General features: G+C 57.3%; 12 protein-coding genes. 4 read left to right on the forward strand and 8 right to left on the reverse strand.

The features are described from left to right. Window positions 1–168 precede the first annotated feature (168 nt). The 4 genes from Poly21_RS02325 (at window position 169) to Poly21_RS02340 (ending at window position 5660) form a co-directional block, all read left to right on the forward strand. Window positions 169–1200, forward strand: a complete 1032-nt coding sequence (locus Poly21_RS02325) for a transglutaminase-like domain-containing protein (RefSeq protein WP_146405411.1) — start codon at window positions 169–171, stop codon at window positions 1198–1200. 194 nt (window positions 1201–1394) lie between these two features. Continuing rightward, complete coding sequence (locus tag Poly21_RS02330; RefSeq protein ID WP_302117293.1) at window positions 1395–3458, forward strand: SH3 domain-containing protein; 2064 nt, start codon at window positions 1395–1397, stop codon at window positions 3456–3458. A 178-nt stretch (window positions 3459–3636) separates the two neighbouring features. Beyond that, window positions 3637–4053, forward strand: a complete 417-nt coding sequence (locus Poly21_RS02335) for an OsmC family protein (protein WP_146405412.1) — start codon at window positions 3637–3639, stop codon at window positions 4051–4053. 149 nt (window positions 4054–4202) lie between these two features. Beyond that, entirely contained in the window at window positions 4203–5660 is a 1458-nt protein-coding gene (locus Poly21_RS02340) for a beta-ketoacyl-[acyl-carrier-protein] synthase family protein (RefSeq protein ID WP_146405413.1), read from the forward strand. 69 nt (window positions 5661–5729) lie between these two features. On the opposite strand, the gene Poly21_RS02345 is transcribed toward Poly21_RS02340, so the two are convergent. The 8 genes from Poly21_RS02345 to Poly21_RS02380 form a co-directional block, all read right to left on the reverse strand. Next, window positions 5730–6878: an N-acetyltransferase gene (locus Poly21_RS02345; RefSeq protein WP_146405414.1), complete on the reverse strand. Its 1149-nt coding sequence runs from the start codon at window positions 6876–6878 to the stop codon at window positions 5730–5732. Window positions 6879–7120: 242 nt separating this feature from the next. Then, window positions 7121–8410 (reverse strand): beta-ketoacyl-[acyl-carrier-protein] synthase family protein, encoded by a 1290-nt coding sequence (locus tag Poly21_RS02350; protein WP_146405415.1) that lies wholly within the window; start codon window positions 8408–8410, stop codon window positions 7121–7123. Between the two features lie 6 nt (window positions 8411–8416). Further along, the gene (locus Poly21_RS02355) at window positions 8417–8923 is read right to left on the reverse strand and encodes a 3-hydroxyacyl-ACP dehydratase FabZ family protein (protein ID WP_146405416.1); all 507 of its coding nucleotides are present in this window, start codon (window positions 8921–8923) and stop codon (window positions 8417–8419) included. Window positions 8924–8925: 2 nt separating this feature from the next. Then, the gene (locus Poly21_RS02360) at window positions 8926–9315 is read right to left on the reverse strand and encodes an acyl carrier protein (RefSeq protein WP_146405417.1); all 390 of its coding nucleotides are present in this window, start codon (window positions 9313–9315) and stop codon (window positions 8926–8928) included. 39 nt (window positions 9316–9354) lie between these two features. After that, on the reverse strand, window positions 9355–9879 hold the full coding sequence (locus Poly21_RS02365) for a 3-hydroxyacyl-ACP dehydratase FabZ family protein (protein ID WP_146405418.1): 525 nt from the start codon (window positions 9877–9879) through the stop codon (window positions 9355–9357). A gap of 93 nt (window positions 9880–9972) precedes the next feature. Beyond that, window positions 9973–11388, reverse strand: a complete 1416-nt coding sequence (locus Poly21_RS02370; protein ID WP_146405419.1) for a class-III pyridoxal-phosphate-dependent aminotransferase — start codon at window positions 11386–11388, stop codon at window positions 9973–9975. Between the two features lie 200 nt (window positions 11389–11588). Further along, the gene (locus Poly21_RS02375; protein ID WP_146405420.1) at window positions 11589–12020 is read right to left on the reverse strand and encodes a response regulator; all 432 of its coding nucleotides are present in this window, start codon (window positions 12018–12020) and stop codon (window positions 11589–11591) included. Window positions 12021–12041: 21 nt separating this feature from the next. Then, window positions 12042–12896: an alpha/beta hydrolase gene (locus Poly21_RS02380; protein WP_146405421.1), complete on the reverse strand. Its 855-nt coding sequence runs from the start codon at window positions 12894–12896 to the stop codon at window positions 12042–12044. Between the last annotated feature and the right edge of the window lie 137 nt (window positions 12897–13033).

Here is a 13033-nt window from a genome sequence, read left to right on the forward strand (position 1 = left end):
TGTGCGGATACGATTCCAATCCGCATAACCGTTACAGCTCATGGGCTTCGTCGTCGAGGCGACGCGTTTCCTGGAACGGTCACGCAATCGCGATTATCCTCGAGGTATTCATTTTACTAGCCAGTGTTCGTTGAGCTGGTATCCGCCCACACCACCGGAGCATCGTCCATGAGCCACGCAGCGTTTTCTCGTCGCCACTGGTTGGCCGCATCGAGCGGCTTGCTCGCCGCCGCCGCACTCCGTTCGCCCAACGCCTGCGCGCAGGTAGTCGCTGGCCCCGCCGAACCGGCAGCCGAGCCGGACGGTGGCGACTCGTCAGCGCCGACCTACGGCGAAGCAAAGTCCTTCGACTGGCAGTTCGGAATGAAGCTCAGCACGCCGGTTACATTTACCGCCGGGCTGGGCACCTTTCCCATTCCGATGGACTGGCCCGAACAAACCGTCACGCTGGCCAGTCGGGACGTGTCGGGGCCAGTCACTCAGTTGCAGACGCGAGATCTGCAGGGTGGTGCGCGGCAAGCTGTTGTGGGAATCGCCCGCATGACGGCCCATCAATCGCTCGACGTGCTGCTGAATGTGCGGATTGATAAACGAAACATTATTGCACCGACGCAAACCGATTCCCTGGTAATCCCCAAACGCGTCCCGCGTGAAATGCGTGCGTACCTGGGGAATAGTCCGATGATTGATGCCACTCATGGCAAGATTCGATTGCTCTCACGAGAACTCGCCGCCGAGGCGGTAGATGATACGTCCGCATGGCAAACGGTTCGACGTATCTACGATCGCGTACGCGAGCAAGTCACCTACACTGAGGGACCGATTCGTAACGCGTCGGACGCACTTCAAGATGGCAAGGGTGATTGCGAAGACATGACGAGCTTGTTCGTGGCTCTGTGCCGAAACGCCAATATTCCCGCGAGAATGGTCTGGATCCCAGGGCACTGCTACCCTGAGTTTTATCTGGAGGAACAGGCCGGCGGGGAAGCCTCGGGGCACTGGTATCCTTGCCAAGCTGCGGGGACTGAGCAGTTTGGCGAGATGCAGGAGGATCGTCCGATTCTGCAGAAAGGTGATCGCTTCAAAATTCCCGAGCAGCGACAAATCGTTCGCTACGTGAGCGAGTATTTCCGCTGCGACCGGTCCGGCCAAGCGTCTCCGAGTGTGAAATTTGTCAGCGAGATGCAGCACTCCGATTGAGTCGATTAGCTCCCGTTTCGACGCCCGCGGGCCGTCAACCAGGCATCCTAGCCGGCCGCTCTGATGGAAATCGGTGAACTGATCTTGCATTTCAGCATGCCGAATCGCTATCGCTGAACACAAGCATCCCCGTAGCGGCGGGTGCTGTTGTCGCTTTGGCACCATTTCCTTCTCATCACAACGGAAGCCGCACGATGCGTCGGTCCCCGCTGTTCAGTTTTCCTAATTCTCGCCACTATTCGCAGACCCGCAGTGCTTGTCGCTGGATGCTGATGGTCGCAGCTGCGCTGCCGATGAGTCCAGGATTGGCCCAGTCTACTGGTTCGCAATCCGGTGGTTCCGCTGAAAACTCGACGGTGTCCGACCCCTATCTCGTGTTTGTCGCAGATGCGTCAGCTCACCTTCGTTGTGGTCCCGGGGGTGATTATTACCGCACCGATCCGTTGCGGCATGGTCAGGAACTCGAAGTGTATGTCGAGTACGCCGATGGTTGGTTGGGCGTACGCCCCACCTCCGACAGCTTTTGCTGGATTCCCGCTGATGCGGTGAGCCTCATCGACACAAATAAAAACAAGACTTCAGGACAGCAGGCTGACGCGATTGATGCGGAGGTCATCGAGGACAAAACCAAAGCCTGGATTGGCACGAACCTCGGGCGTGCCCGCCGCTCGCTGTGGCAAGTCCAGCTCGGTGAAGGTGAAACCGTCACGATCTTGGGCCGCAGTGAGCGTGATGGTCCCGATGGGCCTCAGGCCTGGTATCGCATTGTGCCGCCGTCGGGCGAGTTTCGGTGGATTCACCGTGATCAGGTTGTCACGACAGCGGAAGAACTGATTGCGGGTTTGAAACCCTCGTCTGTCGAAGTTGCGACATCGGAGAAATCGATTGAGTTCTTGCCAGCGGGCCCGAATTCGGTCGCTGGCAAGACATCTGAGACGGAGCGACTCAAAGAAATTGCCAGTATTCGTCGGCTCGAAGAGATCGAGAAACACATTGATGAACGTCAGCGAAGTCGATTCGATCGCGTGCGGCAAGATGAGTCCGGCAGCGAGTTAGTTGAGGCGGGGAACGCGCCGCATGGAGATCCGCACAATCATCACCTGCGCAGTTTTTCTCAGCGTGTGACTGACGGTTTGGCAACCCTGATCAACGGGCAATCACCTGGCTTGAGCGAGTTGGAACCTCTCACTGGGCGCTCTAGCCGTCGCTCGGCGGAATTGATCCCGATCGAAAATCGCGTCGCCGCATTGGAGCCAGGGCCCCCCACGGAAGCTCCCATCGCCGCGTCATTGGAAACTCCACCGGCGTCTTCCCTGGCGAGTGCAGCACCTGCCATCGGAGCCACCCCCACGCAAGTCGCTGCGGTGGGATCGGGACTTGCCAGCCCTGGAGAGGGCAACCCAGTTGCGGACGCCAAGACAGTCGCTGCGACGGCGCACCCCGAGTTTCGCTCAAGCGAATCGCAAGTCGCGATCATGTCTTCGCCTCGACTTGTCGCCAGTTCAGAGACTTCGGCATGGGCGCCGCCAGCCTTCGCAGGACAGAACCTGCAGCCAGCCAAATTGCGAACCATCACTTCGGCACAGCTCGAAGGCGTTCAGCAGTCCGTTGCGACCTCAACTCCTGAATCATTACCGATGATCATGTCGTCACTGATGGCCAGAGGCGCGTCGGCACCCGAGATCCGAATTGTCGCGGATGCTGCGCAGCGATTTTCAATGAACGAGCTCGCACAGCGAGCTCGAGACTACGAGGCGCTCGCCCGACGCCGAGATGGGGATACACTCGTCGCGACAACCACGATGTCAAACTCGCATGCATTTGCTGCGGCACCCACAATCCCAACGCCCATGCCCACCCCGTCGCCAACGTTCGTCGCTGACAGTTCCTTTGTCGCACGTGCCAATGTTGCACAGATATCCGGGGGACCATCGCCAATCATGCCGACATCCCATACCGGCGATCCAGCGAACTCCAGTCCTCGCGTCGCGCCGTCGGCCAGCATGCCTAACGCCGCTCCGCCAGCGGCCGAGCAAACGGGCGTCCTCGTTGAAGTTTACTCGGCGGACCCGAGTCGCCCACCTTATGCGATCACCGACCGAGGTGGGCGTACGCTAGCGTATGTGACGCCTGCCCCCGGCGTTGAAATCCGTAATCACCTCGGCAGCGAAGTTCGTGTTCGAGGCGAGACGGGGTATCTCCAAGGTCTTGATACTCCCCATCTGCTCGCTACCCAAGCCGAACGGTTGCTTCGCTAGGTAATTGGCTGGTCCCGCCAAGATGCTGCGATCGAGTGAAAGAACACGGTGTTCATCATTGAGATGGAGAGTGTGAGGTCTGCGATGATATTGTCGCGACCTCTGTACCGCTGTTGAACTGACGGGACAACCGCTATCATCAATTGCTCCGAATTCTCTCACTTGAAGATTGATTCTCATGGCAGTTGAAATCACAGCGGTTTACCAGGGGCAGCTTCGTTGTCAGGCTACCCATGGTCCTAGCGGTCAGCAGTTCTCCACAGACGCGCCGACCGACAATGGTGGTCGTGGCGAAGCCTTTTCACCAAGCGACTTGGTCGCGACGGCGTTGGGGACTTGTGTGATGACCATCATGGGAATCGTCGCTGCACGTCACGAGGTGGATTTGACGGGCACACAGGTGCATGTCACCAAGGAAATGGTGCAGTCGCCGATACGGCGAATCGGAAGCTTGAAGACGATCGTCACATTCCCCGCGACCCTCGACTTGGATGAGGCGATGCGTGATCGATTGACATCGGCGGCCCGGCAATGTCCTGTCCATCAGAGCTTGCATCCCGACATTGATGCTCCGATCGAATTCGAAATTGCTTGATCGGCTGATCTGTCCAAGCGATTTCACAAGAAATTCCCCGTCTCTAGGCTGGTTAGCCGGAGGCCTGCCGATCATACTGAACGGTCGTTTCGTGCGCGCTCTGCAGCTCTGTTTCTCACGTATTACCCACCATCCCTAAGTTTCGCCCCATGAAATCGTCCGACATCGTGATTACCGGCGTTGGCATGGTGTCGTCAATTGGTGTGGGCCGGGAAGCGTTTACTCAGTCCTTATTGGGTGGTGTCAGCGGAGTGCGGCGGTACGACGAACAGGCATGCTCCGCGAGCGAGGATATCGTTCTCCAGTATCGCTGCGAGGATGGTGAGCCCGTTCTTGTCCAAGAAACCGCAGTCGTAGCGGGCTTGGTCGATTTCGATGCTAAGCAGTTCGTTACGCCACGCAAAGCGCTGAAAGTAATGTCGCGGGAGATTCAGACTGCCTACGCGGCGTCGCAGTTGGCTGTGCTCGATGCCGGACTGCAGCCTTACTTGCCAGCGCAAGCGGCGGCGGTCGAGCAGCGCATCAAACATTCTCAATCAGAGCCTGCTGAACAGCGACCGGGCTATACCGAGCACGGCAAAATTTACAGTGACCGGATCGGAACGGTCTTTGGCAGCGAATTATTATACGGTCCGCCTCTGGAGTTGAGCGAAGCGTATGCGGACAGTGTCAATGCCGAGGGTGAGTTTGACGCGAGCGAATTTGGCAATTCCGCGATGCGGCATATCACGCCGCTGTGGCTGTTGAAATATTTGCCGAACATGCCTGCGTGTCATTACAGCATCGTGCTCAACGCTCACGGCCCCAACAATTCCATCACTGTCGGTGACGCATCTGGAGCGGCAGCATTGATTGAAGCATGTGGGTATTTGCACCGCGAGATCGCCGATTTCTTAATTGTTAGCGCCAGTGGTACTCGGCTCAATGCAACGCGTGCCTCATTTACTGAGGACCAGCCTTTGGCCACGGTGGTTGATCCCATTTCGCGGACTAGCCGACCGCACGCGATTGACGCCGATGGGCTCGTGCGCGGCGAAGGTGCTGGCGGTTTGGTGCTAGAGCGAGCCGACACCGCTGCGGCGCGAGGCGCCAAGCCGATCGCTCGGGTCATCGGGTTCGCCTCTCGTTTTATTGGATCGCCAGCATTTATGTCCGGTGATCGAACATCTGACATTCGACCCGACGCCGGCCGTGGGTCTACCCACGCCATCATCGCCGCCATCCGCGGAGCATTGGACGCCGCAGAAATGCAAGCCGAAGACATCGGTGCGGTTGTCGGCCACGCTGCGGGCGACCCCGTGCTGGATGCTTGCGAGCGAGCAGCATTGGAAGATGTTGTCCCCGATGCTGCAGTCGTCTTGCCCGCCTCGCTGCTGGGGCATACCGGAGCCGCCAGCGGTATGATGGGCTTGTTGGCAGCATGTGTGATGCTCCAAACGGGAAAAATCCCGCCGGTGCCGCACGCGGAAGCCTGCGTCGCTGACGGCTCATCCAATTCGCATCCACTCAACGTGAGCGATCAAATTCGAGATCTGGTTAAGCGGGTCGTGTTGGTGATCTCGCACACCTCGCCCGGCCACGCGACAGCCGTCATTCTGGCAGGCTAGTGATCTTCAGCGTCAGCCGACTGCTGCTCGATTTGGCATGGTGCGGGTTTTGCAGTCTGACGACGGCAGTTACATCTGGTTGGCAATCGGTTTCGAATACAGTCGATAGGTTTTGTCGAGCGTCGACCCTGACGCATCGAGGATCGACCTCATTGCGGCGTTGGTTTTTAAAATCCACGACATCTCGCAGTGCGTCGCGCCGCGATTGAGGCTCGCCGTGCGGCATCGATCGATCATCGAGAATGCGATCGCGGCGCCGGTGCGAGTGTTTTGGTACTTCTTGGAGATACCCATCAGTGGCACCCGCACTGAATGACATGGCGTGCATCGGATGCGGTAGAGCATCCGCAGCCAGCCGAACGGGAAAAGCTTGCCATTGAGATCGGCGATCACTTCGTTCAGATTGGGAATGACAACAATAAAACCAACGACCTCGCCGGCTACCTCCGCCAGCACCACGGCATCTGTCGAGAACAGTCGTCGGATCAGTGTTGCGAGATCATCAACTTCACCCTGCGTCATCGGGATATGCCCCCAATTGTCTGCCCATGAGTCATTGAACATCGTCAGCAGTAGGGCAAGTTCGGATTCGAGATTCCGTCTGTCGACGTTGCGGAGGCGAATGTCGGTGTTGCGAGCGGCCAACTTCAGAACTTTGGCAATCCGCTCTGGGTACGGCTGAGTGATGTCTAGATGATATGCATAAACATCCATCACTTGGTGCAAACCGGCGTCCTCAAACAACCTTTGATAGTAGCGCGGATTGTGTGTCATGAACACGTAGGGCGGGCGATGATACCCATCGACAAGCAATCCAGCCTCGTCGTGGATCGAAAAATTGAACGGGCCGACCATTCGGTTCATTCCGCCCTCCGCGAGCCACTGGGCGGCTGCATCAAATAATGCCTCGGCAGTCTCCGCAGAATCGTTGCTTTCAAAAAAACCAAAATGCCCTTCACCCGCTTCGTGGTGCTGCTGTGCGAGCTGACAGATTTGAGCTGAGATCCGTCCGACCACCAGGCCGTCGCTCTCTGCCAGAAACAAGGCCGCACTGGCATGCTGGAAGTAAGGGTTCTGTTTCGGGTCTAGTCGCGTGCGAACCTCGGCGAGCAGTGGCGGCACCCAATGTGGATCTTCACCGTAGATGGACCACGGGAGCTGCAGAAAGTCATGCAGGTCTCGGCGGGTTTCGACGCGACGAGTCGTCAGATGCGGCATACGTCAACAAGCCTCGGCAGCAACCATCAACTCACAGCTGCCAAGGCGGGTGAACCGAAAAAGTTTCAAAGGGTAAAATGATCCTGTACCTGGTCGGCAAGCCACTGTATCTTGCCAACCTGGATCACGCGCGATGGGTGAAGTTGTTCGCCTCGCCGTCGCTTCGAGTAAGTGAGTCAAAAGCCGCTGAAGATACTCAGCATGTGGAATGCATGCCGATCGTCAACCTGCAGAACCGTATGCTAGCCGTTGAAGCGGCTGAGGCACAGCGTCACGTTCTGGCCGCCAAAACCAAAACTATTGTTGAGCGAGTAATTCAGCTCCGCTTCACGCGCTTGATTAGGAACGTAGTCCAGGTCGCAGTCTGGATCCGGGTTCTCGTAGTTGATTGTCGGAGGCAGAACACCGTCACGCATCGCCATTAGGCACACGATCATTTCTGTCACGCCGGCGGCGGCGATCAGGTGCCCCATCATGCTCTTCGTGCTGCTGACGGGAGTAGTCGCAGCGAGCTCACCAAATACTTCGTGACAGGCCTTTGATTCAACGCGGTCGTTGACTTTGGTGCTGGTGCCGTGTGCGTTAACATAATCAATGTCAGCGGGGGTCAACCCTGCATCCGCGATCGCCATCCGCATGGCCGCGATACCACCATGGCCGTCCGGTGGAATATCGGTAATGCGGTACGCATCTGCGGTGGTGCCGTACCCGGCAACTTCGCCATAAATCGTCGCACCCCGCTTCTTGGCCGCTTCCAGTTCTTCCAGAATCACCATGGCGGCGCCCTCACCGAGGACGAAGCCATTACGCCCGGCGTCGAAGGGGCGGCTGGCCTTGGTGGGCTCATCGTTACTCTCTGACAGTGCTGTCAGCAGATTGAATCCCGTCACACCGAATGGGTGGATCATGCTGTGCGTGCCACCTGCCAACATCACATCGGCCTCACCGCGACGAATGATTTCGGTCGCCTCACCAACAGCCTGGCTACTGGCTGCACAAGCGGTCAAGCAATTAAAATTGGGGCCTTGGGCATTAAAACGTGTGGCGAGGTGAGCGGCCGGCATATTGGGCTCTTGCTCAAGTTCTTTGGCGGGATCGAGCAGGTCAATGCCAGCGGCGATGAACCGTTTGACATCGTAGGTGCCTGTCGAAAGCGCGGCGACCATCATGCGGCTGAACGTGCCGAAATCTTGGTTGCCCTCACCGCTGCCCAGGTACACACCCATCCTGGTAGGATCGGTGACCGAATCGAGGACGCCACTGTCGGCGACCGCTTGGGAGGCCGCGGCGATCGCGAACTGAGTGTGTCGACCCCGACGGACGTGCTTGTCGCCGTCTGGAACGGTTTTGGTTATGTCCCAGTTCTTGATTTCCGCGCTGATTCGCGTGGGGAATCCGGTCGCATCAAATAACGTCGTGGGCGCGACGCCACTGCGACTTTCTTTCAGACCAGACCAGACCGTTGTGACATCCCAACCCATGGGGTTGATCATTCCGATCCCAGTAACGACGACTCGGCGACGCGGCGACATGGACGCTCAAAGATTCTTGTAGTAAGGAACAGGATTGCCATCGGCGGTGACTGCAACGTGAAAGAAATTCATCAGTCGCAGCATCGTCCGCAGGTCTCCCGGGTTGAATAGCGGACCATCCACAAGATGCCCCTCTTCTAAAAATGCGAACATCAAGTCCGCTTCGGCTTGCAATTCGCCATTGCAATGGCTTGTGCCGCTGACGACGGCACCCAGTGTCTGGGTACGGCCTAACGTTACATGGTAGTCTAGTTTGTCGCCGGGCTTCGCAGGCGCGTAGTACTTGACCTTGCCGACCTTCGCCAACACGACACGTTTGGTGAATCCGAAATGCTCGTGAACGAGAATCCCGCCCACCTGTGCCAAGCCTTCAATGATCAATGTCGGGGGCAGCACGGGGTACCCAATGCTGTAGCCATCGAGTACCTCCTCATCGAGCGCAACATTCTTGATGCCACGCGCATGAGAACCACTGACAAATTCCGTGAACCGATCTACCCAAAACCAACGCATGATTACGCATTGACCTTGCTGTTGACGTAGCTGCACAGGTCACCGACGGTGAGCAGATTGCCGAAGTCTTGAACCCGTGGGTTTTGCTCGAACTTGGACAGGTCTGCCCAGGGCATGCGGGACTTCAACTCGGTCATGCCTTCCGGAGTCACCACACCATCTTGAACGTATTGACTGTTGGTCAAAATGTCCTCGGGTGAGAGCTCTTCGCGAGGGATCTGGATATTGAAAGACTTTTCAAGTTTGAAAACGATATCGAGAAAGTCAATCGATTCTGCACCGAGGTCACCGACGAGGGTCGCGTCGCGAGTGGTTTCGTCTTCGTCTACACCGAGGGCGTCGACCAAGGCGGCCTGAACCTTCTCAAAAATTTCGTCTTGATCAAGCGACATCGTGTATTCCTATTTTGGGATGAACTGTAAGAGGTAGAATTAGGGGGTCGTCGTCGGTGCTGCGTTCTCGCCTGGCTGCTTCAGGGCAGCGACACAAGGACAATCACCATAGAGTTGAAAAAACTGCTCGTCTGCAAGCCGTTTGAGCTCGCTGTCGGTATCAAGATGATCGGGGTCGCCACTAGAGCAGCTTTCCAAAATCAGTCGCGCCGCTACCGTGATGCGGTCGCCTTTTCGAGCCACCGCTTTCACGGTCGTCGTCGCTCCGTCAACCTTGAAAATCTCCGCTTCCACTGTGAGCGTTTCACCTGGTGAAAGGAAGTCGCCAAATTTGACGTTCCGCACCTCTCGTAGCAAGACCAAGGCTTCGTCAAAACCGGGCGTCGTGCGAATCAACCACACCGATGCCTGATGAAGTGCCTCGAGCATCATGACTCCCGGCATGACCGGAAAACGAGGAAAGTGATCCCCCAGATACTCTTCGTCGGCGTCCAATGTGCGTTCGCCGACCAGCCGATGGCCGGGTTCGAGCAGGGAGATGCGATCAAGCTGACTGTATTTCATGTGCGAATAATAGTGACCTACCGAAAACCCCTCAACCGGAGATACACCCCAGAAATCAGAGAGTGCCTGTAATTCTAGGCCTTTTTTTCGGTGTCAGCTCAATTTCGCTTTCATTTGGGTCAATCCTTGGTCTAACAACTCGATCGCAGTGTCGATATGCGCGTTTGTCGTGATTGTCGGTGGCGGCAGGAATCGGATACGCGTGGGCGCGGCACCGCAGAGAAACCCGAGTAAACCGACGTCAAAGAGCAGCCCCATCAGCATTTTAGCCTGCTCCAGGGAGCCATCTCCAGGTGTGAAGACCATCATCATGCCCTCGCCGTAAGGACCTCCGATTAACCCCTCGTGTTTCTGGGCCAGCTTCTCCATTGCGGCGGCGAAGTATTGGTGGCGACGGGCATTTCCGCCCTCGTCGCCGAAACAGCCTGATGATTCGAGCAGGTCGAGCGTCTTCAGTCCCGCTCGAATGGCGGCTGTCGAGCCCGTGAAGGTTTGGCTGATGATGGGAGCGGTGGGGTGAAACTCTTTGCGATACAACGTCGCACAGACTTGCGTGATCTTCCCAATCGTGACAATGTCCGCGAACTCATCGAGGCCGTAGTGTTGGAATGCAAACGGGCGACTGGTTCTCGAAAACGATTGGATTTCGTCGAAAATAATGGGGATCCCCGCCGCCCTCAAGGGCCTGCACAATGCTGCAAAGAAATCATGGCTGCCGGGGTAGTAGCCACCTTCACCGGCGATGGGCTCCGCCCAAAACGCGGCATATTGCTTCGGATTCCTCGCCAATAGTTTCTTGAGTGTGTCCGTGGCGCGTTTCGTCGACCCAGCGGGATCATGGGGATCCAAGAATGGCAGATAGTCGACATTGATCGCCGTTGGGATGCCATCGCGATAAGCTGGGCGGTCAGTCACCGCCGCCATCGCGATCGAGCGACCGGCGAAGGCGTTGTCAAAGGCAATCACGCGGCTGGCGGGTTGCGCATGGTGAAACGCCAGTTTCAGTGCGTTCTCGTTCGCCATCGCACCGCTGGTCGATAAGATCGCGTGAGCGAGCGCCGCGCCCGACTCACAGGCGAGTGTTGTCAAACGGCTGAGCATCTGCACGCTGGGCACATTTTGCTGCAAATTACCCTGCATGACGGTGTCTTCCAACGCCGCATCCACGCTCGCCGCAACCATGTCAGGATGTGAGTGACCGCAACCGTGGACACCGATCCCACCAATGAAATCCAGCTTCACACTGCCGTCGGCGAGTTCGACGTAGGGACCATTACCCATTCCCGAGGAGAAGTAAGGCCAAATGGGTGGGGCGCCGCGATCACGCGTGTAATCTGCGATGATGGATTGATAATGCTCCCCGCGTTCAGCCTGCGGTGGCGATACAGAATCAATTTTCGCAGCGTGGTCGCTCACCGCCGCCGCGATCAGGCGTTTTGCCTCAATGATTCGCGGGTCGTCTTGAAGTGATTCGGCGTGCAGCGGGGATGGGGTGGTGGAAACGGGCATGAATCTTGATGGATGGCTAGAAAGAATGACAGGGACGACATAACGAGCGACAAGGCCATCGTCAGGTTCAATGTCAAGTTTTACAATCTGTGGCCTGTCGCGAAATGCTGTCAGGCTTCAGGATCCGGTCAGGCCGAAGCGATTGAAAACCGATGAGCTCACTCGGCATCCGATTCGCTTTGCCGGCAGACACCGCTTTCTCACTCGCGTTCGCCCAGCAACCGTGCGACGGCATCGAGGAGGCGGTCCATGGGGAATGGTTTGCGAATGTATTCGCTCACCCCGAGCAATTCGGCGTAGGCCTGGTGACGGCTGCCTTCGTTGCCAGTGATCATGACCACGGGTAGCGGCAGGTCGAGATCGCGGCGGAGCTTCTCAAGTACGAGGAAACCGCTGCGTTTGGGCATCATCATGTCCAAAATCATCAGATTCGGGTTCTCCCGCTCTGCGAGCGCCAAACCTTGATTGCCATCTCGGGCCACGACCACTTCGTATCCTGCGGACTCCAATGCGTAACTAACCGTCTCGACAATTTCTACGTCGTCATCGACCAACAGCACTTTCCTGCCCGATGGTTTTGGTTCATCCGGTTGGGGTGCCGATGCGGTTTGCTGATCGATCGATGCATTCATCTTGTGGCTTCAAAAAAGGGGTCAATTCGACGAGAAACCCACCATCGTTCGGTCGGCATCGTCCAGCACCGCATCGCCCACGCAGGTCGCGTCGGGTCTCGGCGAGATGATCTTATCAAAACACCAGCGGTCGATGTCCTTCAACGCCGCAGTATTCATGACATCATCGTCTCGATACTGGCGAATTTCAACCTGAGCACGGATCATCTGCGCCATGGCGATGTCTCGCACCAAAGCTTGCGGTTCGTCGTCCACGCCATTGATGGCTTGCAGCCAGAGCATTGGCAACTGACGGGCGCGTAACTGTTTGAAGTCAGAGATCGTCCCCTGAGAATTGGGGAACTGGCCTCCCGCCCGAATCACACCGGCGAACCGATCGCTGTGCCGCATCGCAACTTGACAGGCCATCGTCGCGCCACTGCCGTAACCGGCCAGGATGATCCGGTCGGGATGAATGGAGTAGGATGACTGGGCTTGTTCAACGGCATTGCATACGATCTCGCATGCTTTTGCCGTCGCGTTCGGTCCCCGCGACCAATCGAATCCGAATCCGCGAACATCCGTAGCGCGGGTTGCCCGCACACCGATGCCGACATAGTTGCGTGTACTAATGTGCGGCATCACCTGCTCAATCTGCCGCTCGTTATGGCCTGATGAGTGCAGCCACACGAGCAGCGGATACTGGTAGCCCGCTTGGTAGTGCAACGGTGCAAGCATTTGCACACTGCTGCGGAGATTGCTGATATTCGGCGGCGCTAACATGTTATCGCTGCTCGCAGACGGATCGCTCACCTGGGTGCTGCTATCGGGCGCTTCGTCGCAATGTGTCTCGGTTTGTGGTCTCGATATCCAACGTCGTGAAAACGAACCACTCATCGGAAGGCCTTGTTGCAGAGTAAACAAAGCAGCCGAGAATCCGACACCGTCGGCCCCTCAACCGCGAAGGTGAGACGACGTGAAGGCTAGTTCCTCAGCTACCCTGTTGTCAACTCCGAATCGAAACTCTCCTGCGT

It is taken from the genome of Allorhodopirellula heiligendammensis (genome assembly GCF_007860105.1).
Classification (GTDB): domain Bacteria; phylum Planctomycetota; class Planctomycetia; order Pirellulales; family Pirellulaceae; genus Rhodopirellula; species Rhodopirellula heiligendammensis.

Bases quoted from the DNA above. Each gene is read 5' to 3' on its own strand.
- Poly21_RS02325 (WP_146405411.1), top strand. From the start codon at position 169: ATGAGCCACGCAGCGTTTTCTCGTCGCCACTGGTTGGCCGCATCGAGC.
- Poly21_RS02330 (WP_302117293.1), top strand. From the start codon at position 1,395: ATGCGTCGGTCCCCGCTGTTCAGTTTTCCTAATTCTCGCCACTATTCG.
- Poly21_RS02335 (WP_146405412.1), top strand. From the start codon at position 3,637: ATGGCAGTTGAAATCACAGCGGTTTACCAGGGGCAGCTTCGTTGTCAG.
- Poly21_RS02340 (WP_146405413.1), top strand. From the start codon at position 4,203: ATGAAATCGTCCGACATCGTGATTACCGGCGTTGGCATGGTGTCGTCA.
- Poly21_RS02345 (WP_146405414.1), bottom strand. From the start codon at position 6,878: ATGCCGCATCTGACGACTCGTCGCGTCGAAACCCGCCGAGACCTGCAT.
- Poly21_RS02350 (WP_146405415.1), bottom strand. From the start codon at position 8,410: ATGTCGCCGCGTCGCCGAGTCGTCGTTACTGGGATCGGAATGATCAAC.
- Poly21_RS02355 (WP_146405416.1), bottom strand. From the start codon at position 8,923: ATGCGTTGGTTTTGGGTAGATCGGTTCACGGAATTTGTCAGTGGTTCT.
- Poly21_RS02360 (WP_146405417.1), bottom strand. From the start codon at position 9,315: ATGTCGCTTGATCAAGACGAAATTTTTGAGAAGGTTCAGGCCGCCTTG.
- Poly21_RS02365 (WP_146405418.1), bottom strand. From the start codon at position 9,879: ATGAAATACAGTCAGCTTGATCGCATCTCCCTGCTCGAACCCGGCCAT.
- Poly21_RS02370 (WP_146405419.1), bottom strand. From the start codon at position 11,388: ATGCCCGTTTCCACCACCCCATCCCCGCTGCACGCCGAATCACTTCAA.
- Poly21_RS02375 (WP_146405420.1), bottom strand. From the start codon at position 12,020: ATGAATGCATCGATCGATCAGCAAACCGCATCGGCACCCCAACCGGAT.
- Poly21_RS02380 (WP_146405421.1), bottom strand. From the start codon at position 12,896: ATGAGTGGTTCGTTTTCACGACGTTGGATATCGAGACCACAAACCGAG.